This window comes from Pseudomonas sp. LARHCG127, from assembly GCF_052871455.1.
In genome coordinates this window covers 316,686-341,598 of sequence record NZ_JBIXJT010000008.1, presented here as the reverse complement: position 1 = coordinate 341,598, position 24,913 = coordinate 316,686, and the positions used below count along the sequence as shown (strand labels likewise).

22 protein-coding genes, 1 tRNA gene, 1 rRNA gene and 1 pseudogene are annotated in these 24,913 nt (G+C 60.8%); 16 read left to right on the top strand and 9 right to left on the bottom strand.

Annotated features, from left to right (window positions below; genetic code table 11):
• The 4 genes from rrf to ACIPQ1_RS16415 form a co-directional block, all read left to right on the top strand.
• A 5S ribosomal RNA gene (gene rrf / locus ACIPQ1_RS16430) occupies positions 1 to 102 on the top strand; the annotation flags it as partial.
• A 148-nt stretch (positions 103 to 250) separates the two neighbouring features.
• The gene (locus ACIPQ1_RS16425) at positions 251 to 910 is read left to right on the top strand and encodes a paraquat-inducible protein A (protein ID WP_446534441.1); all 660 of its coding nucleotides are present in this window, start codon (positions 251 to 253) and stop codon (positions 908 to 910) included.
• A complete protein-coding gene (locus tag ACIPQ1_RS16420) occupies positions 897 to 1,520 on the top strand; it encodes a paraquat-inducible protein A (RefSeq protein WP_250965041.1) in 624 nt (207 codons plus the stop codon). Before ACIPQ1_RS16425 ends, ACIPQ1_RS16420 begins: the two co-directional genes overlap by 14 nt.
• Positions 1,513 to 3,816, top strand: coding sequence for an MlaD family protein (locus tag ACIPQ1_RS16415; protein WP_446534440.1), 2,304 nt, complete (start codon positions 1,513 to 1,515; stop codon positions 3,814 to 3,816). The genes ACIPQ1_RS16420 and ACIPQ1_RS16415 overlap by 8 nt, the downstream gene beginning before the upstream one ends.
• Positions 3,817 to 4,056: 240 nt before the next feature.
• Here the strand turns inward: ACIPQ1_RS16415 and mksF are convergent, their stop codons facing one another.
• From mksF to mksB, 3 genes are read right to left on the bottom strand one after another with little or no spacing between them, the layout of a single operon-like run.
• Positions 4,057 to 6,897 (bottom strand): Mks condensin complex protein MksF, encoded by a 2,841-nt coding sequence (gene mksF, locus ACIPQ1_RS16410; RefSeq protein WP_411385638.1) that lies wholly within the window; start codon positions 6,895 to 6,897, stop codon positions 4,057 to 4,059.
• Positions 6,894 to 7,595 (bottom strand): Mks condensin complex protein MksE, encoded by a 702-nt coding sequence (mksE, locus tag ACIPQ1_RS16405; protein WP_014340217.1) that lies wholly within the window; start codon positions 7,593 to 7,595, stop codon positions 6,894 to 6,896. The genes mksF and mksE overlap by 4 nt, the downstream gene beginning before the upstream one ends.
• A complete protein-coding gene (gene mksB, locus ACIPQ1_RS16400) occupies positions 7,585 to 8,865 on the bottom strand; it encodes an Mks condensin complex protein MksB (RefSeq protein WP_411385637.1) in 1,281 nt (426 codons plus the stop codon). Before mksB ends, mksE begins: the two co-directional genes overlap by 11 nt.
• Before the next feature lie 180 nt (positions 8,866 to 9,045).
• Between mksB and ACIPQ1_RS16395 the strand changes: the two genes are divergently transcribed.
• Entirely contained in the window at positions 9,046 to 9,825 is a 780-nt protein-coding gene (locus ACIPQ1_RS16395; protein ID WP_250965036.1) for an energy transducer TonB, read from the top strand.
• Positions 9,818 to 10,270: a ribosomal protein S18-alanine N-acetyltransferase gene (gene rimI / locus ACIPQ1_RS16390; protein ID WP_250965035.1), complete on the top strand. Its 453-nt coding sequence runs from the start codon at positions 9,818 to 9,820 to the stop codon at positions 10,268 to 10,270. Before ACIPQ1_RS16395 ends, rimI begins: the two co-directional genes overlap by 8 nt.
• A gap of 253 nt (positions 10,271 to 10,523) precedes the next feature.
• On the opposite strand, the gene ACIPQ1_RS16385 is transcribed toward rimI, so the two are convergent.
• A complete protein-coding gene (locus ACIPQ1_RS16385; protein ID WP_411385636.1) occupies positions 10,524 to 10,928 on the bottom strand; it encodes a serine kinase/phosphatase in 405 nt (134 codons plus the stop codon).
• Here ACIPQ1_RS16385 and ACIPQ1_RS16380 point away from each other — a divergent pair.
• Together ACIPQ1_RS16380 and can are read left to right on the top strand one after the other, a co-directional pair.
• The gene (locus tag ACIPQ1_RS16380) at positions 10,927 to 11,055 is read left to right on the top strand and encodes a hypothetical protein (RefSeq protein WP_264083867.1); all 129 of its coding nucleotides are present in this window, start codon (positions 10,927 to 10,929) and stop codon (positions 11,053 to 11,055) included. The two genes, ACIPQ1_RS16385 and ACIPQ1_RS16380, sit on opposite strands and share 2 nt — an antisense overlap.
• Before the next feature lie 5 nt (positions 11,056 to 11,060).
• Positions 11,061 to 11,705, top strand: a complete 645-nt coding sequence (gene can, locus ACIPQ1_RS16375; RefSeq protein WP_003185433.1) for a carbonate dehydratase — start codon at positions 11,061 to 11,063, stop codon at positions 11,703 to 11,705.
• Between the two features lie 177 nt (positions 11,706 to 11,882).
• Here the strand turns inward: can and ACIPQ1_RS16370 are convergent, their stop codons facing one another.
• Both ACIPQ1_RS16370 and ACIPQ1_RS16365 read right to left on the bottom strand, forming a co-directional pair.
• Complete coding sequence (locus ACIPQ1_RS16370) at positions 11,883 to 13,043, bottom strand: hypothetical protein (protein ID WP_411385635.1); 1,161 nt, start codon at positions 13,041 to 13,043, stop codon at positions 11,883 to 11,885.
• A 113-nt stretch (positions 13,044 to 13,156) separates the two neighbouring features.
• Positions 13,157 to 14,575 carry a short-chain fatty acid transporter gene (locus ACIPQ1_RS16365; protein WP_446534439.1) on the bottom strand — a complete coding sequence of 473 codons (1,419 nt, stop codon included), beginning with the start codon at positions 14,573 to 14,575 and terminating at the stop codon, positions 13,157 to 13,159.
• A 212-nt stretch (positions 14,576 to 14,787) separates the two neighbouring features.
• On the opposite strand from ACIPQ1_RS16365, the pseudogene ACIPQ1_RS16360 reads away from it, so the two are divergent.
• The 4 genes and pseudogenes from ACIPQ1_RS16360 to ACIPQ1_RS16345 form a co-directional block, all read left to right on the top strand.
• A pseudogene (locus tag ACIPQ1_RS16360) lies at positions 14,788 to 15,564 on the top strand (PAS domain-containing protein); the annotation flags it as partial.
• 108 nt (positions 15,565 to 15,672) lie between these two features.
• Entirely contained in the window at positions 15,673 to 16,104 is a 432-nt protein-coding gene (locus tag ACIPQ1_RS16355) for a methyl-accepting chemotaxis protein (RefSeq protein WP_411387554.1), read from the top strand.
• A gap of 92 nt (positions 16,105 to 16,196) precedes the next feature.
• Positions 16,197 to 16,751, top strand: coding sequence for a DUF2975 domain-containing protein (locus ACIPQ1_RS16350; RefSeq protein WP_207966229.1), 555 nt, complete (start codon positions 16,197 to 16,199; stop codon positions 16,749 to 16,751).
• A 7-nt stretch (positions 16,752 to 16,758) separates the two neighbouring features.
• Positions 16,759 to 16,992: a helix-turn-helix domain-containing protein gene (locus tag ACIPQ1_RS16345; RefSeq protein WP_250965030.1), complete on the top strand. Its 234-nt coding sequence runs from the start codon at positions 16,759 to 16,761 to the stop codon at positions 16,990 to 16,992.
• Here ACIPQ1_RS16345 and ggt read toward each other — a convergent pair.
• From ggt to ACIPQ1_RS16330, 3 genes are all read right to left on the bottom strand, one after another.
• The gene (ggt, locus tag ACIPQ1_RS16340) at positions 16,974 to 18,827 is read right to left on the bottom strand and encodes a gamma-glutamyltransferase (protein ID WP_446534438.1); all 1,854 of its coding nucleotides are present in this window, start codon (positions 18,825 to 18,827) and stop codon (positions 16,974 to 16,976) included. The two genes, ACIPQ1_RS16345 and ggt, sit on opposite strands and share 19 nt — an antisense overlap.
• Positions 18,828 to 19,006: 179 nt before the next feature.
• Positions 19,007 to 19,083, bottom strand: a tRNA-Met gene (locus ACIPQ1_RS16335).
• Positions 19,084 to 19,186: 103 nt separating this feature from the next.
• Positions 19,187 to 21,244, bottom strand: coding sequence for a methyl-accepting chemotaxis protein (locus ACIPQ1_RS16330; RefSeq protein ID WP_186704998.1), 2,058 nt, complete (start codon positions 21,242 to 21,244; stop codon positions 19,187 to 19,189).
• 329 nt (positions 21,245 to 21,573) lie between these two features.
• Here ACIPQ1_RS16330 and ACIPQ1_RS16325 point away from each other — a divergent pair, with 329 nt between their 5' ends.
• The 4 genes from ACIPQ1_RS16325 to ACIPQ1_RS16310 all read left to right on the top strand — a co-directional run bounded on the left by ACIPQ1_RS16325 (position 21,574) and on the right by ACIPQ1_RS16310 (position 24,436).
• Positions 21,574 to 22,791: an MFS transporter gene (locus tag ACIPQ1_RS16325; RefSeq protein WP_250965021.1), complete on the top strand. Its 1,218-nt coding sequence runs from the start codon at positions 21,574 to 21,576 to the stop codon at positions 22,789 to 22,791.
• Positions 22,792 to 23,023: 232 nt separating this feature from the next.
• Positions 23,024 to 23,467: a DUF3592 domain-containing protein gene (locus ACIPQ1_RS16320; protein ID WP_446534437.1), complete on the top strand. Its 444-nt coding sequence runs from the start codon at positions 23,024 to 23,026 to the stop codon at positions 23,465 to 23,467.
• Between the two features lie 4 nt (positions 23,468 to 23,471).
• Positions 23,472 to 24,059 carry a hypothetical protein gene (locus tag ACIPQ1_RS16315; protein ID WP_053187275.1) on the top strand — a complete coding sequence of 196 codons (588 nt, stop codon included), beginning with the start codon at positions 23,472 to 23,474 and terminating at the stop codon, positions 24,057 to 24,059.
• Between the two features lie 5 nt (positions 24,060 to 24,064).
• A complete protein-coding gene (locus ACIPQ1_RS16310; protein ID WP_250965018.1) occupies positions 24,065 to 24,436 on the top strand; it encodes a c-type cytochrome in 372 nt (123 codons plus the stop codon).
• Positions 24,437 to 24,913 lie beyond the last annotated feature (477 nt).

Sequence of the window (24,913 nt, the reverse complement as noted above, 5' to 3'; positions counted from 1 at the left end):
AGCATTGGAACCACCTGATCCCATCCCGAACTCAGCAGTGAAACGATGCATCGCCGATGGTAGTGTGGGGTTTCCCCATGTGAGAGTAGGTCATCGTCAAGATTAAATTCCGAAACCCCTATCTGCTGATGCAGGTAGGGGTTTTGTTTTGCCCGTCATAAAACGCTGCGAAAGCTCGTGATAAATTTGCACAGTTATTTTCGAGCTGGAGCACTAGAATAGCCCCACCTTAGCTGAGCCAGAGCTGTTTATGCCCGATCCGTCAGACACTGATAGGTTGTCAGATCTACCCCTGAGCGATCTGGTGGCGTGTCATGAGTGCGACCTGTTGATGCGCAAGCCCCAACTGGCCCATGGCGAAAAAGCCGAGTGCCCCCGCTGTGGTTATGAGCTGTATGCCCACAGACACAATGTAGTCGAACGCAGCCTTGCCTTGGTGATCGCTGCCTTGCTGTTATTTGTGCCGGCCAACTTCTTACCCATCATGCAACTCAATCTGCTCGGGCAGTCCTCCCTGGACACCGTTTGGAGCGGAGTAGTGGGTCTGTTCGATACCGGCATGCAAGGCGTCTCGGTCGTCGTGTTCCTGTGCAGCATGGGCATTCCACTGCTCAAGTTGCTTTGTCAGTTGGCGGTATTGCTGACCATTCGCTTGGATATTGGCCGTAGCTACGGTTTGTTGCTGTACCGCATTTATCACCATCTACGGGATTGGGGGATGCTCGAGGTTTACCTCATGGGCGTGTTGGTGGCCATCGTCAAGTTGGCAGACATGGCGGCCATCACCGTAGGCCTTGGTTTGGTGTGCTTCATCAGTTTGTTACTTGTTCAGGTCTGGCTGGAGGTGGTGATGTCACCGCATCAGATCTGGCAGGCGTTATCAGGAGAAGATGCCCATGCGGGCGATTGATGCCGGCATTCTGGTTTGTACGGAATGCCATGAGTTGAATCGGCAAGACGCCGAAACCGACAACCAAACCTGTACTCGCTGCGGCGCACGGGTCCATCCCCGTCGCCCGAACAGCTTGGTGCGGACCTGGGCGTTGTTGATCACTGCCGCGATTCTTTATATCCCGGCCAATATGCTGCCGATCATGACCATCAACTCATTGGGCCAAGGCGCTCCGAGCACCATCATGGCCGGTGTCATTGAGTTGGTTCAGCACGGCATGATCCCTATCGCCGCCGTGGTGTTCATCGCCAGTATCCTCGTGCCCACCTTCAAACTGGTGGGCATCGCCTTGTTACTGTTTTCCGTACAGCGGCACCAGCCCATGTCGGCGCGGCAACGCATCCTGATGTACCGTTTCATCGAGTTCATTGGGCGTTGGTCGATGCTGGATATTTTCGTGATCGCCATCCTGGTGGCGGTGGTGAATTTTGGACGACTCGCCAGTGTCGAAGCCGGTCTCGGTGCGATTGCTTTCGCCAGCGTAGTGATTTTGACAATGATTGCCGCAGTAACCTTCGATCCCCGACTGATTTGGGATAACACGGAGTCGGATAACGACCATGACTGATTTGCCTACCGCTAAAACCCGACCGGCTTCGAACTGGTCGGCCATCTGGGTCCTGCCGCTGATTGCGTTGATCATCGGCGGCTGGCTCGGCTGGCGGGCTTATAACGAGACCGGAATCGAAATCAATGTGCGCTTTGAGAGCGGTGAAGGGATTCAGGTCAACAAGACCGAGGTCGTCTACAAAGGTATGACGGTTGGCAAAGTCAAAGACCTCACGCTCGATGATGAAGGCAGCTCGAAGGGCGTTATCGCAACCATCGAGATGAACAAGGATGTCGGGCAGTACCTCAAGAGCGGAACACGTTTCTGGCTGGTCAAGCCGAGCGTGAGCCTGGCCGGGATCACTGGCCTGGAAACCCTGGTATCGGGCAACTACGTGGCGATCAGTCCGGGTGAAGGCGAGTCGACCCGTAAATTCAAAGCCTTGGTCGAAGAGCCGCCGCTGTCGGATTCCAAGCCGGGTTTGCACCTGACTGTGAAGGCTGAGCGCTTGGGGTCGCTGGACCGCGGCAGTCCGGTTTTCTACAAGCAGATCCAGGTTGGCCAGGTGAAAAGCTACCTGTTGTCCGAAGACCAGCGCACTGTTGAAATCAAGATCTTCATCGAGCCGACCTACGCCAGCCTGGTGCGTAAACACACGCGTTTCTGGAACGCCAGTGGCATCAGCATCGATGCCAACCTCTCGGGCGTCAAAGTGCGCAGTGAGTCCCTGGCCAGCATCGTGGCCGGAGGCATCGCCTTCGCCACGCCGGAAAGCCGCAAGGACAGTCCGCCGACGGATCCAAGCCTGCCCTTCCGCCTTTACGAAGACTTCGATGCAGCGGCAGCGGGCATTCGCGTGAAGGTCAAGCTCAGCGACTTCGAAGGCTTGCAGGCCGGTCGCACACCTGTGATGTACAAAGGCATTCAGGTCGGCAGTCTGAAGACCCTCAAGGTCGATCCGGATCTGGCCAGTGCCACGGCCGAACTGACCCTGGACCCGTTGGCCGAAGATTACCTGGTGACCGGCACGCAGTTCTGGGTCGTCAAGCCGTCGATCTCCCTGGCGGGTATCACCGGCCTGGAAGCCTTGGTCAAGGGCAACTACATTGCCGTGCGGCCGGGTGACAAGGGTGGCGCGCCGCAGCGCGAGTACGAAGCCCGGGCCAAGGCGCCACCGCTGGACTTGCGTTCACCGGGCCTGCATTTGGTCCTGCTGACCGAAAACCTCGGTTCCCTGGAAGTCGGCAGTCCGATTCTCTACAAGCAGGTCAAGGTCGGCTCGGTGCAGAGCTACCAGTTTTCTCGCAAAAAGAAGCAACTGATCATTGGTGTACACATCGAGAAGGAATATGAAGGGCTGGTCAACGGCTCGACACGGTTCTGGAACGCCAGTGGCATCACGCTCACGGGCGGTTTGACAGGGGGGATCCAGGTCAAGAGCGAGTCCTTGCAAAGCCTGATGGCCGGCGGGATTGCCTTCGAAACGCCGGAACCCAATGTGCCGCTGAAAAGACGCATTCCGCGTTTCCGGCTGTTTGCCGATCACGAAGCCGCACAACAGCGCGGCACCGTGGTGACGATCAAGGTCGACCGCGCCGATGGCTTGCGCAGTGGTACGCCGATCCGTTTCAAAGGGTTGGACGTCGGCAAGATCGAAGGTGTCGATCTCAGCGCCGACATGCAATCGGTGTTGCTCACTGCGCGTATCACCGAAGTGCCTGAGCGCATCGCCCGGGTCGGGTCCCAGTTCTGGGTGGTCAAGCCTGAGTTGGGGTTGATGAAGACCTCCAACCTGGAGACGCTGGTCACAGGCCAATACGTTGAAGTGCAGCCTTCGGTGAAAAACCTTGGGCCGCAGAAAAGCTTCGTGGCCCTGGCCAACCCGCCGGAAAGCGCGATACCCCAAGCCGGTCTCAGCCTGGTGCTGAGCGCGGCCCGCCGTGGTTCGTTGAAGATCGGCGTGCCGGTCACCTATCGGGAAATCACGGTGGGCAAGGTCACAGGTTATGAGCTCGGCCAGACGGCGGACCGGGTGCTGATCCATATCCTGATCGAGCCCAAGTATGCACCGCTGGTGCGCAGCGGCAGCCGCTTCTGGAATAGCAGTGGCTTCGGTCTGGACTTCGGTCTGTTCAAGGGCGCGACGGTGCGAACCGAGTCCCTTGAAACCTTGATCCAGGGCGGCATTGCGTTCGCAACGCCGGATGGTGAGCGGATGGGCAACCCGGCGCGACCGGAGCAAACCTTCCCGTTGTTCGACAAGTTTGAAGATGAATGGCTGACCTGGGCACCGAAGATCAGTCTTGGCAAGTAAGCTATTTGAATGTGATACCTGTGGCGAGGGAGCTTGCTCCCGCTGGGCTCTGTAGGAGCTGGCGAAGGCTCGGGCCGCGTTCGGACGATCTTTTGATCTTGATCTTTCGCTCTGGACTCAATGGCAGTGGAAAGATCGCAGCCTCGTTGCACTCGACAGCTCCTACGGACTCAAAACCAGCGCAATAAAAAAGGCCGCGATCCAATGGATCGCGGCCTTTTTCACATCCTGAGATTCACATCACACCGAATCCAGCTCCGGCTCATCGGCCTGGACATTCACCGTGGCCTTCACCGCATCGTGACGACGGATGTATTTCCAGTCCGCTTCGTCGATGTAAATGCCGTTCGGGCCGCTGCCGCCTTCCAGGTCGATGGCGACACTGGCGCAGACTTGCGGCTTCACACTGGCGAGGATCGGCACGAAGCCCAGTTGCAGACTGGTTTCCAGCAGTGCGGCCTGGTTTTTCTCGTCGATGTCCGCCGCTTCGTCCAGGTAGTACGGCAGGCGCACGCGACCGGCCTGTTCGCGGTCCATCAGGTGCAGCAACAAGTACATGTTGGTCAGCGCCTTGATGGTCATGGTGGTGCCGTTGGACGCCGCACCGTCGATGTCGGTGTGAATCACCGGCTGGCCGTTGACCTTGGTGATCTCGAACGCCAGTTCGAACAGGTCCTTGAGGCCGAGCTGGTTGTGGTTCGCCGCCACCAGCCGCGCCAGGTATTCCTTGGCTTCTTCGTTCTTGTTGTCCTGCTCGGCGCTCTGGCTGAGATCGAACACCGACAGCGTCTCGCCTTCTTCGTACTGGCCGGCGCTGTGGATGATCTGGTCGATGTGCTTGAGCGCTTCCTTGTTCGGCGCCAGGACGATACGGAAGCTCTGCAGGTTGGACACCTGGCGCTTGTTGATCTCGCGGTTGAACAGCGCCAGTTGATGCTCGAGGCTGTCGTAGTCGCTGCGGATGTTGCGCAAGGTCCGGGCGATATCGGTCACGGCAGCACGACGCGCCTTGCCCAGGGTCAGGGCCTCGTCGGTGCGGTGGGCGTAGGCGTTGATCAGCAGCTGCAGGCGCCGTTCCATGTCGTCTTCGCTGTCGAACTTGGCCACGCCCTTGAGGCGCACTTGGGCATACAGCGCTTCGATCTGGCCGTCGACCCGCAGCAGTCCTTGCCAGCTGTCCTGGTAATCGTTGAGCAGCGGCAGCAGGTTGTCCATGGAGTCATCGACTGGGTCCATGAACGGCGTGCCGAACGGCAGGTCCGCCGGCAGCAATTGGCGACGGCGCAGGGCGTCGTCGAGGGTGCGCTGCTTGGCTTCCATGTCGGCGATCTGCCGGCCCACCAGTTGCAACTTGGCGGACAGCTGCTGGACGCGTTCGGTGAACGCATCGCTGGAGCGCTTGAGTTCGTCCTGGGCGGCTTCCATCTGCGCCAGTTGCTCGAGTTTCTCGCCTTCCTCTGCGCTCAAGGTCTGGGTGCGACGGAAATCTTCCAGGGCTTTCTGTGCGTCCAGGACCTGCTGGTACAGCGCCTCGGTCTGGGTCTTGCTCGCGGCGCGGTCGGCGGCCACGGCTTGCTGGGTCTTGAGCTGCTTGAGCTCTTTTTCCAAGCGTTCTTTCTGGTCCCGCAGTGCGGCACGGTCGGCCAGGGCTTGCAGGGCCGGCGGCTCGATGTGGGACAGGTCGATGGACAGGCCCGGCACTTCGAAACGCTCGCCCTTGAAGCCGTCGAGGATCAGCTCCATGGATTTGACCCACTCGCCGTTCTCGTCCAGCGCGATGCCGTGCTCGCCCAGCGGCAGGCTGAACAGGGCGCTGTTGAACAAGCGCATCAGGCGTTCCACGTCCTGCTGGGAGAACTCTTCCCGCAGGCGGGCATAGCTGTTGTTGTCGGCGTGATCGAGTTGCTGCTTGACCGACTTCAGGCGCTTTTCCAGGTCGCGCAGACGTTCTTCCAAGTCTTCGGCGCTGAACTGCCGGGACTGGGCCAGGGCGCCGGCCAGTTCGTCGTGGGCGTCCTTGGCGGCGAGCAGTTGTTGCTCCAGGACCTTGACGTCATCCACCAGGGCAAAGCGATTCTTGAGCACCGACAGCTCGCCGATCCAGCGCTGGATACCGCTGATTTCCCGTTCCAGGCGCATCAGTTCCTGGGTGCCGCCGCGCTGGTCGTTCTGCAGCGAATCCTGCTCGTTGCGGTAGTGTTCGGCCTGGATGGTCAGCTCTTCCTTGCGCGCGCTGGCGTAGTCCGACCAGGTGCCCAGCAGCGAGTCGAGCAACGGCGAGAGGCGATGCAATTTGCCGCGCAGGATGTCGCGCTGCTTCACGCCATTGGCCAGGGCTTCCACCAGCGGACCGGCTGCCACCAGGGAGTTGTAGTCCTGCTCCATGCGTCGTACATCGCGGAAGGCTTCTTCGCACGCGGCGATGTAGTCCACGCTGCCGGAGCGCAGGCTGTGTTCGAACGCATCGAGGAACAGTTGCTTGAGCTTGGCTGCGGTGATTTCGCGCATGTGCAGCAGGTTGATAAACAGCGCGCGGAAGGTCTTGAGGCTTTGCTCGCTGGTGGAGCGCAGCGGGATCAGCGTCAGGTCCAGCGGGATCGAGGTGTGACCACCCACCAGCAGGCGGCGCAGTTCATCCGGCTTGAGTTCGTAGGCTTTCAGGCCTTCGCGCTCCAGGTTGGTGAACAGCTCTTTCTGGCGCAGGCAGGTGTCATTTTTCTGATAGTGGGCCAGGTCCAGTTTGCCGGCATAGGCAAAGAACTGGTGGCCGAAACCACCGCCAGGGCCGCGACCGACCACGCCAATCACGTGTGGGCCGTGGGGCAGGGCGACTTCAACCAGGATGTAGCTGGTGTCCGAGGCAAAGTAGAAACGCCGGGATTGTTCCAGGCTGTACTTGCCGAAGCTCATGTCCGACATGCGCGCCAGGATCGGGAACTGCAAGGCGTTGATCGAGGCGGATTTACCCAGGTTGTTCGCGCCATACACCGACAGCGGTTCTTCCAGGGGGAACAAGCCCAGGCTGTAGCCGGCGGTGTTCAAAAGGGCGAAGCGGCGGATGCCGTAGCGTTCCTTGCTCATGCGTCGGTCTCCTGTTCTTCGGCAATGGCGCGGGCCAGTGCGTCTTCTTCGCTTTCGCCTTCGAATTCGCTGAGGTCCAGCGGATCATCGGTCTGCAGCAGTTTTTCGTCGCTGTCTTCATCGATCAATACCGGTGCCGGTAGCGGCAGCACGCTGTGCAGGCTGGCGGCGAGGTCGCGGTCCTGCTGGACGGACAGGCAGACGTCGAGGAAGCGATGCATCGGCGGCAGGAAGCGGTACACGCCGTTTTCTTCGCTGGCAAAACCCAGTTGGGTCATGCGGCGCATGATTTTTTCTTCCAGCTCTTCCTGGGTCTGTACTTCGGCCTGGATGAACAGGTCGCGGTATTTCTCCAGCAATGAAGGCAGCTCATCGCGGCCCAGGCTGCCGCCGTCGAGCACGGCGATGGGGTCGCGGCCCTGGTCGGCCAGGTGCTCGACCAGGATGAAGGTGAACAGGGCCAGGCGCTGGGCGGTCTTGTTCACCGCGGCGGCGGCCAGGTCCGGCACGAAGTAGTAGAAGCCACGGGTGTCGCAGACCAGTTCGAAGCCCAGGGCCTTGAACAGCGTGCGGTACTGGTCCTGGAAGTTCGACAACTGCGCGTACAGTTCCGGGTCGCGGCGGCTGACGTGGTAACCCTTGAACAGCTCGCGGAAGATCGGCGCCAGCTGGGACAGTTCGGATAGATCAAGATGCATGGGGGATGCTCGCAGAATCCTCGGCGGCGGTGTCGCCGGCCGAGAGCAGGGCGAAGGAGCGCAGGCTGACCTGATGCTCGTGAGTGTGGTATTCGCGGCGTTCCAGACGCTCGCGCTTGAAACGTTTTTCCCGCGACAGGCGCGAGAACCAGTACAGCAATTCGTCGGTGGCGCCGTCCGGCTCTTGCTCCAGCAGCCAGGTCATCAAGTCCGGCATCGGCAGGGCGTCTTCGCAGCGCTCGACCATCTCGCGCACGGTGCGCGGCGCACGTGGTGCTTCGCCGCCCTTGTGGGTCTTGTGGGACTTGGGGAAACGCGCCGGTTTCGGTTCGAAGCGGGCCAGGGCATAGACGTAGGCTTCAACCTGGCTGGCGCTGCCCAGGAAGGTGCTTTGCGGCCGGGTGAACAGCGGCATGGCCGCTTGCGGCACAGCGTCAATGCCTTTGCGGCGAATGGCCGCCAGGGCCAGCGCCGCGCCACGGGTCACGGCGTTATGGCGGCGGGCCTCTTCGCGCAACGGCAAAAGCAGTTCCCGGGCGTGGCGCAGGGTCAGCTGGGCGCTGGTCTGCATCTCCAGGATGCGCGCGTGGGTGCGCAGCAGCATGTCGTCGTCCACCAGGTGGCCGAGGCGCTGCTGTTCGGTGAGCATGCGCAACAGCACGTTCTCGACCTTGCGCACGCCTTGCTCGAACGCGCCATCAGCGTTCACCAACTGGATCATCGGCTCGACGTATTCGTCCCAGGTCGCCAGCACTTCGGCATAGCGCTGGCGCAGCGGGATCTGCCGGTCACTGGTCTTGGCCCGTTCGGCGACGGCCACCAGCGCCTGTTCGTCGTTGGCCAGTTTCTTCAGGACGTCGCGCACGCGCATGTCCAGCAGGCGCAACTGGCGGGCCAGGTCGTTGCCGTCGCGCACATCGAAGGCATCCTGGATGTAGCCGGCCAGGCGTTCGAGGTGACGCAGGTAGGCTTCGATCTCCAGGCACAGGCCCAGGCGGTGCTCGCGGCGCAGGTAGGCGAGGAAGTCATGGATCTGGGCGTTGAGCTCGAAGCGGTTCGGGCTTTTCGCCACCGGTACGAGGATGTCCAGGCGGATCCACACGTCCAGCAGGTTGGTGATGTCCTGGGGCGTGCTGTCCAGTTGTTGGGCGGCCAGCTGTGAACGCAATTCGTTGAGGCTCAGGGTGCCCTGGTCGAAGTGCTCGCACAAAGGTTCCAGCAATGCCCAGTGTTCGGCGAGGGCGCGCAAGACGCGCTTGGGTTCGATCATCGCAATGGCCGTCGGGTTGGCAATTAAAAGCGGCGATTGTACTGCATCGGGCCGGTTGCGATTCACCCCTTGGACGGACTGTCGCTCCCTATTGATCGATAATTGACTCACAGGGCAGCGATCCGCGTCGAAGGGCGGTAGAATCGCTTCCACTTTCAGTTATCCACAAGTGGCCGACCCTTGCTTATCGAGTCCCGTCGCCGCGCCTATCTGACCGCCATGCAGGTGGTCAACTGGCTGCCGCGTACCGAATTGCCGTTCGCCGCCCCGTCGCGGCCCGAGCTGTTGGAAACGCCCGAGCCCGAGTACGTCGCGCCGGTCGTGACGGCGCCTGTGGCCAAGACGGTCGCCGAGGCGCCAGCCGCCGCACCCGAGCGGCCCAAGATCGAAGTGCCGCGCCCGAGCCTGGCCTCGACCCGCACCAATGCCAAACCGGTGGAAGAGGTGGTCGAGGCGCCGCCCAAGGCCCCCTATGTCGCCCCGCCGCGTTTCGCCCTGCAACTGCTGCGGGCCGGGCGTTGCCTGCTGTTGGTGGAGTTGCCCACGGGCGAGCCGTTTCAAAGTCGCGATCCGGCCTACCTGCTGCTCAAGGACATGCTGCGCGCCGCCGGTCTGCCGGACAGCCCGCAGATCATTGGCGAACCGGTGCGTTGGCCGCTGTTGTCGCGAGGCACCATGGACCAGGGGCCGGAAGCGGCGCGGGATTTCGTCCAAGGCTTCGTTTCGGCGCGGCTCGAAGACGAGCCCTGCGTGTGCCTGTGGCTGATCGGCCTGCCGGCGGTGAAGTTTGCCGGCGAGGCGGATGCCGAGGCGTTCAATCGCGAACTGCAGGTCGAAGGCCTGGGCTCGGCCTGGGCGTTGCCCGGGCTGGAATTGTTAATGGAAACGCCACAGCGCAAGGCTGATGTCTGGCAAGCCATGCGCCGGCTGATGGCGCGCTGGAAAGAATCGAATGAGTGACGCTGTATCGTTCCGCCCGATGACCGAGGCGGACCTCGACGCTGTACTGAAAATCGAATACGCGGCCTACAGCCACCCCTGGACCCGCGGGATATTTCTCGACGGACTGGGCAAATACCAGATATGGCTGATGTTCGAAGGCCAGCAGCAAGTGGGCCATGGGGTGGTGCAGATCATCCTGGACGAGGCGCACCTGCTCAACATCACCGTCAAGCCGGAAAACCAGGGCCGTGGCCTGGGCTTGTGCCTGCTGGAACACCTGATGTCGATCGCCTACAAGGCCGAGGCCCGGGAATGTTTCCTGGAAGTGCGCGACAGCAATCGCACGGCGTTCCGGCTGTATGAGCGCTATGGCTTCAACGAAGTGGGCCGGCGCCGGGATTACTACCCGGCAGTGGGTGGGCGCGAGGATGCGGTGGTCATGGCATGTACCTTGGTGGACTGAACGGCCACGACCCCTTGTGGGAGCGAGCTTGCTCGCGATGGCTTCGGCTTCGGCACATCCGACATTGATGCAAACTGATCCACCGCCATCGCGAGCAAGCTCGCTCCCACAGGGGCTCGGCGGTGTGCATCAAATTTGCGATCAAACCCAAATCCATGTGGGAGCGAGCTTGCTCGCGAAGACGGCGGCACATTCGACATTGATGCAAGCTGATCCACCGCTATCGCGAGCGGGCTCGCTCCCACAGGGCGGGTCAGCGCTTGCCATCCAATGGATCGATATCGGCCATTTCCGCTTCATCCAGCCCATCGCCTCCGCCAATATCATTTTCATGCACGACGCTCAGGTCCCAATCCGCCTGCTCGTCGTCGCCGGCCTCGGAGGCGTCCCGGGCGCCGTCTTCGCGGATGAGGGTTTCCGGGCTCATGTCGTCATCGGTGGATTGATGGTCATCCGTCGAGGCGCCGGTCATGCCCGCTTCACGCACGCGCTCACGCGGCATCAGCTGTTCGCGTTCGCCTTGTGGCAATTCGTCGCCGATTTTCGCGCTGGGCTGTTCGTCGTCGAACTCCAACTCATGCATCGAGCCCATGCGATCCTCGTTGTCGTCGATGGGTTCCGGTTGCGTCGCATCGAAGGGGCGTCGTGAATCATTCATGGCAATTCCTCATACTGTGGGCCTTACTGGTGTCGACCGGCAGCGCAGCCAGGAATTCCAATGCATCACCGACGTGACCCCGACCGGCGGTCGTCTGTCACAGTTGCGCACTCTCTATCGAGGCTAGACAGCATGAACGAATTACAAGATCTGATTGATAACAACGCGCGTTGGGCCGATGCGATCAAGCAGGAGGATCCTGACTTTTTCGCCAAGCTGGCTCGTCAGCAAACCCCGGAGTATCTGTGGATCGGCTGTTCCGATGCGCGGGTGCCCGCCAACGAGATCGTTGGCATGCTGCCGGGTGATCTGTTCGTGCACCGCAACGTGGCCAACGTGGTGCTGCACACCGACCTCAACTGCCTGTCGGTGATCCAGTACGCCGTGGACGTGCTCAAGGTCAAACACATCCTGGTCACCGGCCATTACGGCTGTGGCGGTGTGCGCGCCTCGATGCAGGACCGGCAATTGGGCCTGATCGACGGCTGGCTGCGCTCGATTCGCGACCTGTACTACGAGCATCGCGAGGCGTTGGGCCAGTTGCCGACCGAAGAGGAACGTGTGGATCGCCTGTGCGAACTCAACGTGATCCAGCAGGTCGCCAATGTCGGCCATACCAGCATCGTGCAGAACGCCTGGCACCGTGGGCAGAAACTGTCGATTCATGGCTGCATCTACGGCATCAAGGACGGACGCTGGAAGAGCCTGGACACCACGATCAGCGGTTTCGAGCAATTGCCGCCGCAGTATCGGCTGCGCCCGGTTGGCGCGCCCTGACTTAGGCTTGTCAGTCGCACTGACATTGACGACGCCAGTGCCGTGGAAATGTGGTGGTTGAAAGACGCTCTTGATAGCTTCGCCCAAGTCGGGGGCGACATCTACTGTCGACTCTGACAGGAGCCAAAGGCGCTTTCCCGCGTTAGCGCAGGCTTACGCGGGAAAGCGCCTCAAGGTTTACACCGCCTCGGCAGGCAGCGGCATGGGCTCCTTCAATTGTGGAAGTTGCGACTTGATCGCCGGTGTTTCGCATTTCTTCGCCGCGTCTGCCTCGCTCAGTTTACGCACCGAGGTGTAGAACAACTCGCAGGTCTTTTCCTTTTCCGTGACCTGCCAGGTCTGCGTGCACTGGTTCAGCAGGGTGCTTGGGTCGGTGCCCGGCTTGCTGCCCATGCCGGCCTGCCAGCAGGCAGCACTCAAGTCCTGGCCCATGACTTTCAAGCCGGCGGCATCCGCCTTGGCTTCGTCACCGTCGTAGTTTTCCTTGTCAGCGGCGTACCAGATATAGCTCGGGTGGTTGGAACCCAGGACCGGCACCTTGACCCCCGCCGTCGGCGTGATGGTTGCCAGGCCGAGCACGCCTATGGTCTGGCCGTACTGGGTCTTGATCCAGTTCCGAACGGGCGCTCCGAAGGCCACCATCGGCAATGCGGCGCCGCTGGCGGTTTGGGTAACCTCTTTGACCATGGTGGTCTGGTAATCGTTGAAGTAGCTGTAGAGCCCCTCCAAGGTGCTGCCAGCATTGGACGGCGCCGCGATGGGCGCGATGTCGATGATGGTCTGGTAGGCGGGTGTGTTTGGCGCGGCGATGCCGTTGACGGTGAGCAGCGTGGCCCAGCGGTCGGTGGTGGCCGATTCCAAGTAATCCTGGGCCTGGGTCAGGGAGTAATCCGGCGGGAAGTGCAGTAACTCGACGCTCTTGCGGTTCTCCAAGGCCATGCCCAGCGGCAGGAACAGGTACCAGTTGTAGGACCATTTCTTGTCGTTGTTGAGTTTGGTTGCGCCGTTGTACGCCAGGTCCCCAGCGTCGAGTAGGGCCTTCAGCGGTTGGCCATAGCTTTTCGGCACGCCGCTGATGTTGGCGTAGACGGTGCCGTTATCGCTTTTGACGCTGACCTTGGCCGCGTCGTAGCCGTCGCGCTGGACACTTTGCGTCAGGTAATGCTCGACGGTCTGTTCCAGCGTCCAGTCGCGAAAACAAATGACGTTGCAGTTGTTGGGATAAGCGAAGAGACGGGTGACGCGTTCGGTGCTGCCAAGATTTACGTCGATGTCGGCGGCGTGGGCGGCGGCGCTCAGGGTGAGGGCGGCAAGGGGAAGTACAGCGAGTTTGAACATGCTCAGATCCTTTTCAGCGTGGGGGCCCCAGGAAAACAGGGTGTATCCATACTGAAACAGACCGAGCCGAAGAAGAAGTGGGCCGATGGAAATATCGGCCCTGTTTTGTGGCTTTATGGCATCACTGGCGGCAAATACGTCAATGTCGTCCCGAGCGCCCACAGCAGCGCCAGTACCAACGGCGTGTGCACCAGCAACTGTACAAAGGAAAACCCGATCAAGTCCCTGGCCTTCAGCCCCAACACCCCCAGCAACGGCAGCATGTAGAACGGGTTGATGAGGTTCGGCAGCGCTTCGGCGGCGTTATAGATCTGCACCGCCCAACCGAGGTGATAGTTCAGGTCGTTAGCCACTTGCATGACGTAGGGCGCCTCGATGATCCACTTGCCGCCACCGGAAGGAATGAAAAAGCCCAGCACCGCCGAATAGACGCCCATCAGCAAAGCGTACGTGTCATGGGAGGCGATCTGGACGAAAAAGGTCGAGATGTGGTGAGCCAGGGTCTGGGCATCGCTGCCTTTGACCGTGGTCAGCAGCGCGGCGATCGAGCCGTACAACGGGAACTGGATCAACACGCCCGTGGTGGTCGGCACCGCGCGGGCCACGGCGTCGAGAAAGCTGCGCGGCCGCCAGTGCAGCAAGGCGCCGAGCATGATGAACAGGAAGTTATAGGTGTTGAGCCCGGAAATGGCGCTGATCGCAGGCTTGGTCGAAAATTCATGGAACAGCCAGCCGGCGGCCAGTAGCACCAGGGCGATGGTCAGCAGTGGGCTGTGCTCCAGCCATTCTCCCGGGCGGGTACGGGGCTGCAATGCCGGCATGCTGAAACTCGGATCGATTCCACACGCGGCGGCATCACGGGCGCTGTTGGGGCCGGGAGCGGTGGCGTAGGCGACAATCAGCGAGATCACGATCAGCGCCAGCAGCATCACGCCGGACTGCCAGAGAAAAATGGTCTGGGTGAAAGGAATGACGCCGGTAATCGACAGGATCGAGGATGGCAGGCTGGCCGGGTTGGCCTGTAATTGCGCCGCCGACGAAGACAGCCCCAGGGCCCATACCGCGCCGAGGCCCAGGTAAGCGGCGGCGCCGGCGGCGCGGTAATCCATCTTCAGGTCGGTGCGCCGGGCGAGGGCGCGCACCAGCAAACCGCCAAATACCAATGACAGGCCCCAATTGAGCAACGACGCGACCATGGAAATCAGGGCCACCCACGCCACCGCAGAGCGACCGTTGGTCGGAATGCGCGCCAGGCGATCGATCAATTTGACGGCCGGCGGCGAGCTGGCCACCACGTAACCGCCAATCACCACGAAGGCCATTTGCATGGTGAACGGGATCAGGCTCCAGAAGCCGTCGCCGAACGCCATGGCCGCTGCCGTGGGCGTGGCACCGATGAATTGCGTCGCCACGGCGACCACCAGCACCGCCAGCGCGGCGAAGACCCAGGAGTCGGGAAACCAGCGCTCGGCGAAACTGGAACAGCGCAAGGCGAAGCGGGCGGAACGGCTGTCTTCGATGTCAGTGGTCACGGCAATTACCTCGTTTTTATGATTATGAATATTCAAGGCTGCTTCGAAAGCCAGGCGCAACAGTAGAACAATCCAGTGACCGTGGGAGGCTGATCGGGTTCGGCGGGCGACGGTATATTTTCAGTACCGGCTCGCGGCGCTCTTTAGAAAAAAAACGCCGGGCCGATGGCAAGGGAACAGCCTATTCAATTCTTCTGCTGTCGGAGCTGCCCATGTTCAACCACCGCCTGAAGCAGGAGCTACTGGCTCTTCGCCAAGAACTGTCCAGCCTTGTGCAAGTCAAGGAAAGCCTGGATCGCGAAATGCTTGGCCTCACCCTGGATGCCGACGGACGGATTCAATCGGTCAATCAGAATTTCCTCGACGAGATGCGCTACAAGAGCCAGGACCTGATCGGCCGGGCTGTGGATGAGCTGGTTCCCGCGTATCTGAGATCCAATGAATTCCAGGTTCGCTTCAAGTCGGCGCTGACCCGTGGCGAGCACTTTTCCGGTGCCGTGCGCTTGCTGCGGGGCAACGGCCAGGAAGCCTGGCTGCGTTCGATCCTCCAGCCCGTACGGAATGCTGACGGGCGGATCCGCTATTTTTCGATGTACTCCAATGACCTGACCCGCACCATCGAAGCGTCCCGGGAACACGAGAACCTCATCGGCGCGTTGGTGCGTTCAACGGCAGTGATTGAGTTCGATCTGGGCGGGCACGTGCTGACGGCCAATGATCGCTTCCTCAATGCCATGGGTTACAGCCTCGCGCAGATCAAGGGCAAGCACCACCGCACGTTTTGTGAGCCTGAGGAATACAACAGCGCGGGCTATCAGCATTTCTGGAAACGCTTGAACAGTGGGGAATTCGTGGCCGGGCGCTTCAAGCGCATTGATAGCAGCGGTCGTGAAGTATGGTTGGAGGCGTCCTATAACCCGGTGGTCGATGCCAACGACCGACTGTATAAAGTCGTGAAGTTCGCGACCAACATCACCGACCAGGTCAACCAGGAAAAAGCCGTCGCCGAGGCGGCCAACATTGCCTACAGCACCTCGCTGCAGACCGACAACAGCGCCCAGCGCGGCACGACGGTGGTGACCCAGGCCGTGGACGTGATGCGCGACTTGGCCCGGCACATGCAAACCGCCGGTCAAGGCATCGAGGCGTTGAACGAGCAATCCCTGGTGATCGGCACCATCGTCAAGACCATCAGCGGCATCGCCGAACAGACCAACCTGCTGGCGCTCAACGCCGCGATCGAAGCGGCCCGGGCCGGCGAGCAGGGCCGGGGCTTTGCGGTGGTGGCCGATGAGGTGCGCCAATTGGCATCGCGTACCAGCCAGGCCACCGATGAAATCGTCGGCGTGGTTCGCCAGAACCAGGACATGGCCCGCAACGCCGTAGCGCTGATGACCGACGGCCAGCACCAGGCCGAACACGGACTGGCCTTGGCCGCCGAGGCGGGGACGGTGATCGTTGAGATCCAGGACGGGGCGAAAAAAGTGGTCGATGCGGTGAGCCAGTTCGCTAATCAGCTTTCCACGTAAGGTCTGTTATTATCGTTTTTTACATATTAATTATTGTTTTGAGATAATTTGTTGGTTATGTTCTGGGCTCCTTTATTCTATTGGAGCCTCACATGCACTCGAATCGTCTTGCCTTGTATAGCCAGCGGATGGCAGCCATCACCCTTGTTTTCATGGTCGCGATGATGGCCGTCAACGCTGTGGCCTGGCTGTATCCTGAGGCGACCTCGCGATACGGCCTGGGGTTTGCCCTGACCGAGCGGCAGCTGTCGAGTCTGCCTGAAGAGGCGCTGCGGTTGACGGGGTGGCAATGCCTGGGTGGAGCACTGTTGACGAGCATTCCCTTGCTGGCCCTGGCGGTCGGGCTTACCAACTTGCGCAGGCTCTTCAAGCACTACGCCCAAGGGCAGTACTTTTCCAGCGCCGCGGCGGTTTACCTGGGAAATGCGGGGCGCGCGGTGGCGGTGTGGGTGCTGCTGGACTTCATCTGCGAGCCGTTCCTCAGCCTGCTGGTGACGATCAATGCGCCGGTCGGCCAGCGATTGCTCAGCTTCAGTATTACCGCGCCATCTTTCGTCGCTTTATTTCTCGCCGCCTGCATTGCGATCATTGCCCGGATACTGTCCCAGGCCAGTGAAGTCGATTCAGAAAACAGAACTTTCGTTTGAGATCGTCATGCCCATAGTTATTCAACTTGATGTGATGCTGGCCATGCGCAAGGTCAAATCCAAGGACCTTGCGGCTGCAATCGGCATTACCGAGGCCAACCTTTCCTTGTTGAAACAAGGAAAGGTCAAGGGTATCCGCCTGGCAACGCTCGAAGCCATTTGCAGCTACCTGCAATGCCAGCCCGCAGATCTACTGATCTATCAACCGCAGAGCGAATTGGATCAGTCGCCCAGTGCCTGACCTTCGCGTCTTGGGTCCGCACCGCCGGCCAGTGAGGTTTTCCCCTGAGCATCACGCACCCGGACAATAGCCTGGGTGCCGCTGTTCATGTCGATTTCGCTCACCGTGTGGCCCTTGTCTTTCAGCGCCTGGACCAGCGTCGGGCTGAACTGTCCTTTCTCCAGTTCGGTGGGGCCATTGCGGCTGCCGAAGTTGGGAAGGTTGATGGCGGTCTGCGGATCCAGGTTCCAGTCCAGCAGGCCAATCACTGACTTGGCGACGTATTCGATGATCTGCGAGCCGCCGGGGGAGCCGACAGCGGCCAGCAGTCTACCCTGATGGTCGAAGACCAGTGTCGGCGCCATGGATGAGCGTGGGCGTTTGCCGGGTTCGACGCGGTTGGCGACTTTTTGCCCGTTTTCTTCAGGGATGAACGAGAAATCAGTCATCTGGTTGTTGAGCATGAAACCCTGGACCATCAGGTGCGAGCCGAACGCCGATTCCACCGTCGTGGTCATGGACACCGCACCACCCTGGTCATCCACCGCCACCACTTGCGAGGTGGAAATACGCAGCGGTGAACGGTCCGGGGCGTAGGCTACCTGGATGCCCGGTGGTGTGCCGGGCTTGGCGACACCCATGCTACGAGGGCCGATCAGGCTGGCTCGGCTGGCCAGGTAACCTTGATTTACCAGTCCGTTGAGCGGCACGGCTACAAAATTCGGGTCGGCGATGTATTGGGCGCGGTCGGCGTAGGCCAGGCGCTCGGCTTCGGCGATCAGGTGCACCGCTTCGGGAGAGGGTTCAATGCCGGCGGGTTTATCGGTCTTGAGGGGTTTCAAGGGGGCGAGGGCCGCATTGCTGTCGCGCTGTTCCAGGGCCTGCAACGTCCCGAGGATCTGTGCCACGGCAACCCCGCCCGAAGACGGTGGTGGCATGCCGCAGATTTGCCAGCGCTTGTAGTCGGTGCACAACGCGGGCCGCTCCCGTGCGGTGTAGCCCTGGAGGTCGCTCAGCGAAAGGCTGCCGGGGTTGGCGTGACCCTGCACCTTGGCGACGATCTCCTCGGCAACCGGCCCTTTGTACAACGCATCGGGACCTTCGTTGGCGATGCGCTTGAGCACCCCTGCCAATGCCGGGTTTTTCAGGATGGTGCCAACTGCCTTCGGACTGCCATCGGCATTGAGAAAGTATGCCGCCATGTCCGGCGAGCCCGGCAAAGACGGGTCGGTCGCGATCAATGAATGCAGCCTGGGCGAAATCGCAAAACCTTGTTCGGCCAACGCAATGGCTGGTTCGAACAACGTCGCCCATTTCAGGCGCCCGTGTTTACGGTGGGCCAGTTCCAGTCCACGCAACACCCCGGGAGTGCCTACGGAGCGGCCGCCAATTTGGGCGGCGGTAAACGGCATGGGTTTGCCGTCGGCTTGCAGGAAAAGTCTTTCGGTGGCGCCGGCCGGTGCCGTTTCGCGACCGTCGTAGGTGCGCACAGCCTTGCCATCCCACAGAACGATGAACGCGCCGCCGCCAATGCCCGACGATTGCGGCTCCACCAGGGTCAGCACCGCTTGCATCGCAATCGCCGCGTCGATGGCCGAGCCGCCGCGCCGCAACATCTCCCGCCCGGCTTCGGCCGCCAGCGGGTTGGCCGCGGCCGCCATGTGCTTGTCGGCGTAACGCGTCTGCACGTCGGTGCGGTAGCCGGACGTGATCTCCGGCGGGGCGGGCAGTGCTGGTGTGGCGGTGGAGGAGGGCGGGGCCTTGCAGGCGCCAAGCGTTAACGCGACAGCCAGCAACGAAACGGCTGACAGGCGATGAAGGTTCGGTTTCAGATCTGTGAGCACGTGTCGCTCCATCCGTGGGCTTGGGATATAGGATCGACTGTAGCGATGCGAGGCGTGTGGCGCAAATCGACACGAGACTGAGCAAAGCCCTGTCTGTCCCTGATCGCAGGGGCATAAACAATTTCTGAGAGAGCGGTTTTTTTCAAGGCATAAAAAAACGGCTTATCTTTCGATAAGCCGTTTTTAGTACTTGGTGGCTACACAGGGACTTGAACCCCGGACCCCAGCATTATGAATGCTATGCTCTAACCAACTGAGCTATGTAGCCAAGTGGCGCGCATTATTCGCCGGTAACGACGATGTGTCAAGCGTAAATCTGAAATATTTCTCTGCGCTTTCAACCGCTTAACCATCCTCACTGCAAATCCCCGTCAGCCGAGCTGAAATCTCCCTGTGTTGGCACTCAAGGCCTGGCTTCCCTGGCTCAAGGTATCGGCCGCCACGTTCACGGCCCGTGCGCCTTCGAGCAAGCGCATGGCCGCCTGGTCGACCTGTTGGATGTTGCCGCTGACTTCGTCGGCGGTGCTGGCTTGTTCATCCACGGCAGTGGCGATTTGCGCCAGGGTGTCGGTGACGCTTTGCACGGCGCTGGCAATTTCGCCCAATCGCTCGCCGAGGCCAGTGACGGCTTGGGCGTCGGTCTGGGCTTGGCCGCAGGCGGCTTCCATCAGGCTGACGGCTTCGTTGACCGTGGCGCGCAGGCTGTCGACGGTGCCGGCAATCTGTTGCGTGGAGGACTGGGTGCGTTGCGACAGGCTGCGCACTTCATCGGCGACCACCGCGAAACCGCGGCCTTGTTCGCCGGCGCGAGCCGCTTCGATAGCGGCATTGAGGGCCAGGAGATTGGTCTGCTCGGCGACGCCACGAATGGTATCGACCACCAGTTGGATCTGTTGCCCCTGTTCGCTGACCCGTCCCAGTGCGGCGGCGGTTTCGTTGAGCCGTTGGTTGAGCTGCTGGATACTCGCCGTGGTGCGCTGGCTGTCGCGGCTGCTGTCGGCGGCGATGCGCCGGGTTTGCTGGGCGCTGTCGGAAGCTTGTTCACAGCTCTTTGCCACGCCTTGGGAGGTGGCGGCCAGTTGCGTCGCGGCGGCGGCGATCTGGCTGATCTGTATTTGCTGGGCCTCGACTTCTCCCAGGGCGCCGCTGGAGTGTGTATTGAGGGTGCGCACGGCGTTGCTCAACTGCAACGTCTCGTGATCCACCCCCAGCAGGCTGTTGCGCAACTGCACCACGGCGACGTTGAGGGCGGTGCTGATGGCCGCTAGTTCATCGCGCCCTTGCACCGGTACTTGCAAGCTGAGATTGCCGTCGCGCAGGGCCTCGGCCAGTAGGGTGATACCGCTGGCGCTGCGCCGGATCGACGCTTGCAGGCAGACAAAAAGATACAGCGCGGCCAGCAGCAGGCAGCCGAGGATCGTCGCGACCAGGATGAACTGGCGAATCGCCGAGCCGTAGTAGTGGTCCAGTCGCGTATCCAGCGCCACCAGCGATTGTTGCCGCAGGGTCGCCAGGTCGGCGAGGAGGGCATCCATGTGTTTTTCGAAGTCTTCCGGCTTCAGATTGATGGCGCCGCCGAACACGCCGTCATCCAGGACTTTGAGGCCGGCGTCCAAGTGCTTGAGGCTGCCTTGGAATTGTCCAGCCCACGTCTGCAGGTCGCTGGGCAGGCGGGTTTCCAGCAATGTTCCAGTCTTGACCAGTTGATCCCGGGCGTCGCCGATACGGCTGCGCAGGTCCCGCAGTTGCAGGCGGCTCTGCAAAGTGAATTGGCCCGACACCACGGAGGCCTGGCCGACGCTGGCCAGACGGCCGACCCGTTCGATCAGGTCCGGCGTCTGCTGGGTGGAAATCTGGGTCAGCAGATAAGTCTCCAGCCAGGAGGCGAGGGTCAGGCGGTTATCCATGACCATTTGTTCGCGCAACGCTTGCAGGGCGCTGAGCGCTGCGGTGAAGCGGTCATAGCCATCCGGCCACCAACCCACGCTGCCCAGGCTTTTCGAATCCAGGCCGTTGAGGCTGGTTTGCAGGGTTTGGTAACGGGCGAGGGTGTCGGCTTCGGCCCCTGCGGTTTGCAGGGTATTGGCCAGGTCACTGGCGGCCTGGTTGAGGGCCGGCTGCACTGCATCGTACGCCGCCATGGCGGCCAGCGTCGCGGGTGTCGGCTGCCGATTGGTCTCGGTGGCACGCCAGCGGGCGGCGCGGTTGCGCTGGGCGGTGAGCAGGTTGTCGAGGTTATCCAGGGCCAGCAATTGGCGCACCCCGGCGCGTTCCCCGGAAATCAGGCTGAGTTTGTCGCGATAATCCTGGCCAATGAGCCACAGGCTGCCCATGAGCGGCAGGATAAAAAGCAGGAACAGCAATTGGAATTTGCGGGCGAAGCCGAAACGCCCCAACAACCTGATTCCCGGTGATAGAAAAGCCTGCATGCCCATACTCCCCTGAACACCCCTGCACTGTTTCTGTGCGTTTCTACACAGTGCTAAAACGGGTGCCCTTTTAAAAGGCCTCGAAAGTTTGTCCAAATCGGCTCGGTAGGCCAGCTCTGTAGCGAAACTTCCCATTCTCGGTCCCCTTTGTAAGGAGCCGCGTTGTAGCTCATTAACAAGGCAAGATTCAGACCATGGCGTTGGGCTATCACCTTGGAATTCGACAATTTTTCAAGGTCGATAGCAAGCTAAGGGGATAGCCTTGTCGCACCGAAAAATGGCACATTGACGCACCTGCCCGTGTGCACCCTCTGTCGTATGGAAACCCCATGGCTATCAGCAATACCCAAGCCGACACCTCGGCCGTTGCCGCCCCGGCGCAAAGCAGCCCATTGGTCATGCGCATCATCGGCGCCGTGGCGCTGGCGCACTTGATCAATGACTTGATCCAGGCGGTGCTGCCGTCGATCTATCCAATGCTCAAGGACAGCTATGGCCTGACCTTCACCCAAGTTGGCCTGATCACCCTGACGTTCCAATTGACCGCATCTTTGTTGCAGCCGTGGGTCGGCTATCACACCGACCGGCACCCCAAGCCGTGGCTGTTGCCGGCCGGGACGGTGTGCACGCTGATCGGCATTGTGATGATGTCCATGGTCGGCAGTTTTGCCTTGATCCTGTTGGCGGCTGCGTTGATCGGCATTGGTTCGTCGACCTTCCACCCGGAAGCGTCGCGGGTGGCGCGACTGGCCTCGGGTGGCCGCTATGGGCTGGCGCAATCGACGTTCCAGGTGGGCGGTAATGCCGGCTCCGCCTTCGGCCCGCTGCTGGCGGCGGCGATCATCATTCCCTACGGGCAGGGCAATGTGGCCTGGTTCGGGCTGTTCGCCCTGTTTGCGTTGTACGTGCTGTACCGCATCAGCCGCTGGTACGCCAACCACCTGAACCTGTTCAAGCTCAAGCAAGGCCAGGCGGCCACTCATGGGTTGTCCAAGGGCCGAGTCTTGAGTGCTCTAGTGGTGCTGGGGCTGCTGGTGTTTTCCAAGTATTTCTACATGGCCAGTTTTACCAGCTACTTCACGTTCTACCTGATCGAGAAGTTCGACCTGTCGGTGGCCTCTTCGCAGTTGCACCTGTTCCTGTTTCTCGGCTCGGTGGCGGCGGGGACCTTTTTTGGCGGGCCGATTGGCGACAGGATCGGGCGCAAGGCGGTGATCTGGTTCTCGATCCTCGGCGTGGCACCGTTCACCCTGATTCTGCCTCACGTTGACCTGCTGTGGACCAGCATCCTCAGCATGGTCATCGGTTTCATCCTGGCCTCGGCGTTCTCGGCCATCGTCGTGTACGCCCAGGAACTGGTGCCGGGCAACGTCGGGATGATCGCCGGCGTGTTCTTCGGGCTGATGTTTGGTTTCGGCGGGATTGGCGCCGCGTTGCTCGGGCACCTGGCGGACATCCGTGGTATCGAGTATGTGTACTGGCTGTGCTCGTTCCTGCCGTTGCTCGGGGTGTTGGCGATTTTCTTGCCGAGGGCCCGGAAGGCTTGAGAGGGGCGGGAGGTTTGAACATCCATGTGGGCTGAGCCGCCGCTATCGCGAGCAAGCTCGCTCCCACAGGTTCAGTGGTGTTCACGCGCTTGCTCGCGAAGGTGTCGGTACCTCCAGCATCATTTCAAACTGACCCAACACCGTAGCCCGCATTTAAATCCAGCATTACGCCATAGCCCGGCTTTTTGTTATTCTCGCCGCCTTCTTTCATGGACGAATACCGGGACAAGCCATGGCTAACGACACCCCGTCACGCATCGGGACCATACTGCTGGGCCTGCTTTTTTCTCTGATTGGCGTTGGCTTGTTGGGCATTGCCGTCAACCTCACCCTTGATCGACGCGACTTTCTCGCCCGGGCACAGACCGCCGATGGCATCGTCAGCCATTTGAATGCTGGTGGTTCGCATCCTGAAATCGCCTTCACCACCGTCAGCGGCGAAAAAATTTCCTATCCCCAGGGCGGCTTTATCTTCGGTTATCAGAAAGACCAACCGGTGCGCGTGCATTACCTGCCCGAGCAGCCGGCTGGCAGCGCCATCGTCGATGCCCCGTCCGCACTATGGGGTACCTCCGGGGTGCTGGGGGTCATCGGCCTGGTGTTCACCCTTGTCGGCCTTCTAAAAGCTTTCCGTCAACGCGGCCGCGGTGCGGCTCATTCACATAAAGGACTTTGAACGTATGAGCTACAACATCCCACTCCCGGTCAATGAAAGTCGCTGGCAGTACCAGACCGCCAGCGGCGGTGGCCTGACCGTGGTCATGGTGGCGGGCAGCGGCGGCTCGATTATCCTGCGCTCGCCCCAGGGCGAGGACGTCAGCTACCGCTATGGCGGGGTTGGCGTGGGTGTCGGGTTTGGCGCACGGCTGCCGCGTTTCGGCAAGATCAATATCCAGATCAAGGGCAAGGGTGTGGCTGCGGCCGGCGCGGCGGAGGCGTTTCCCAGCACCGGCAAGGTGTTTGTCAGCGATGCCTTGGTCAATCGCGACCTGACCAGCGACGACATCACGGGTCCTTGCATGTATACCGAAGTGGGCGTGGGCCTGGTGGTCGGCGGTTCGGCCACGGCCCTGCTGTTCGGGCTCGATCCCAAGTTGCTGGCGTTATCGGTGGCGCTGAGTTCCAACCCGGCGACTTCGCTCATTGCGGCGACCACGGTCAACCGGCAACTGGCGCGCTCGGCCAAGGGGGCGGTGGTCATGGCGGGTGTGAACGCTGGGTTGCAGGCCGGTGGTGGTGCGGCGATCTACATGGGTTACCTGTTCTAGTGAGAATGTCAGTCATTGCTTCGCTAGGGATTTTGTCGCTGATTCAAACATCGCTGTCCTTTGCGGATAATGCCAATGGGAAAAATATCTATTTGCAGCGATGTGTGATGTGCCATGGGGTGGACCTCAAGGGGACGGGGCCTTTGGCTCATAAGAGCAATCCTCCTACGCCTGATCTTACGACTGCGGCTTTCAAGGAACGTTTGAGGGTTTATCCGGGTGTTATTGTGTCGTCGGTAATACTTCGTCCCAATGGAGATTTGATTCCCAGGACGTTGAAAGAGAATGGTGTGAAGTTGGTGCCGTTTGATTGGGGCGTTAAGGACTTTCGCGATTTGAATCAGTATATGAGTGGTGTGGTTTTCAAAGGTCGGTGACTTTCGGGGCTTTTTTTCGTGTTGTTGATGATCTTGTGTGTATATCCGTTATCTAGGTAACGGCTAATTATGGTTCCGCTCTTACAGCGGGTCACTTTTGAAGAGCCCGGAAGCCGGCCCAGTCAAAAGTAACCAAAACGCTTCTGCCCCACCACTCGGTGCCTCGCTAGGGCTCGGCATGCCTGAACGAAGGCATTGCTCCGTGGGCCGCCGCGAAGGGCCATCCATGGCCCAGCGCGGCTATCCCGGCATCCATGCCGGGATGCCCACTCCACAACACCTCCGTTCAGCCATCGTGGTTAACGGGGCGTCCGAGATCAACATCCTCCCCGAGGCGGCCTTATAGCCGACCTGGTTCTGGTGGGACCGAGTTTCCCCTGTGGGGGCGAGCCCGCTCGCGAAAGCGGTATCACAGCCAATGAAGTTGTGTGAATGTACAGGCCTCTTCGCGAGCAAGCTCGCTCCCACAAGTTTTGT

Excerpts from the sequence above, each read along its gene's own strand:
- ACIPQ1_RS16425 (WP_446534441.1), top strand. The coding sequence starts at position 251 with ATGCCCGATCCGTCAGACACTGATAGGTTGTCAGATCTACCCCTGAGC.
- ACIPQ1_RS16420 (WP_250965041.1), top strand. The coding sequence starts at position 897 with ATGCGGGCGATTGATGCCGGCATTCTGGTTTGTACGGAATGCCATGAG.
- ACIPQ1_RS16415 (WP_446534440.1), top strand. The coding sequence starts at position 1,513 with ATGACTGATTTGCCTACCGCTAAAACCCGACCGGCTTCGAACTGGTCG.
- mksF (WP_411385638.1), bottom strand. The coding sequence starts at position 6,897 with ATGAGCAAGGAACGCTACGGCATCCGCCGCTTCGCCCTTTTGAACACC.
- mksE (WP_014340217.1), bottom strand. The coding sequence starts at position 7,595 with ATGCATCTTGATCTATCCGAACTGTCCCAGCTGGCGCCGATCTTCCGC.
- mksB (WP_411385637.1), bottom strand. The coding sequence starts at position 8,865 with ATGATCGAACCCAAGCGCGTCTTGCGCGCCCTCGCCGAACACTGGGCA.
- rimI (WP_250965035.1), top strand. The coding sequence starts at position 9,818 with ATGAGTGACGCTGTATCGTTCCGCCCGATGACCGAGGCGGACCTCGAC.
- ACIPQ1_RS16380 (WP_264083867.1), top strand. The coding sequence starts at position 10,927 with ATGGCAATTCCTCATACTGTGGGCCTTACTGGTGTCGACCGGCAGCGC.
- ACIPQ1_RS16385 (WP_411385636.1), bottom strand. The coding sequence starts at position 10,928 with ATGAATGATTCACGACGCCCCTTCGATGCGACGCAACCGGAACCCATC.
- can (WP_003185433.1), top strand. The coding sequence starts at position 11,061 with ATGAACGAATTACAAGATCTGATTGATAACAACGCGCGTTGGGCCGAT.
- ACIPQ1_RS16370 (WP_411385635.1), bottom strand. The coding sequence starts at position 13,043 with ATGTTCAAACTCGCTGTACTTCCCCTTGCCGCCCTCACCCTGAGCGCC.
- ACIPQ1_RS16355 (WP_411387554.1), top strand. The coding sequence starts at position 15,673 with ATGCGCGACTTGGCCCGGCACATGCAAACCGCCGGTCAAGGCATCGAG.
- ACIPQ1_RS16350 (WP_207966229.1), top strand. The coding sequence starts at position 16,197 with ATGCACTCGAATCGTCTTGCCTTGTATAGCCAGCGGATGGCAGCCATC.
- ACIPQ1_RS16345 (WP_250965030.1), top strand. The coding sequence starts at position 16,759 with ATGCCCATAGTTATTCAACTTGATGTGATGCTGGCCATGCGCAAGGTC.
- ggt (WP_446534438.1), bottom strand. The coding sequence starts at position 18,827 with ATGGAGCGACACGTGCTCACAGATCTGAAACCGAACCTTCATCGCCTG.
- ACIPQ1_RS16330 (WP_186704998.1), bottom strand. The coding sequence starts at position 21,244 with ATGCAGGCTTTTCTATCACCGGGAATCAGGTTGTTGGGGCGTTTCGGC.
- ACIPQ1_RS16325 (WP_250965021.1), top strand. The coding sequence starts at position 21,574 with ATGGCTATCAGCAATACCCAAGCCGACACCTCGGCCGTTGCCGCCCCG.
- ACIPQ1_RS16320 (WP_446534437.1), top strand. The coding sequence starts at position 23,024 with ATGGCTAACGACACCCCGTCACGCATCGGGACCATACTGCTGGGCCTG.
- ACIPQ1_RS16315 (WP_053187275.1), top strand. The coding sequence starts at position 23,472 with ATGAGCTACAACATCCCACTCCCGGTCAATGAAAGTCGCTGGCAGTAC.
- ACIPQ1_RS16310 (WP_250965018.1), top strand. The coding sequence starts at position 24,065 with ATGTCAGTCATTGCTTCGCTAGGGATTTTGTCGCTGATTCAAACATCG.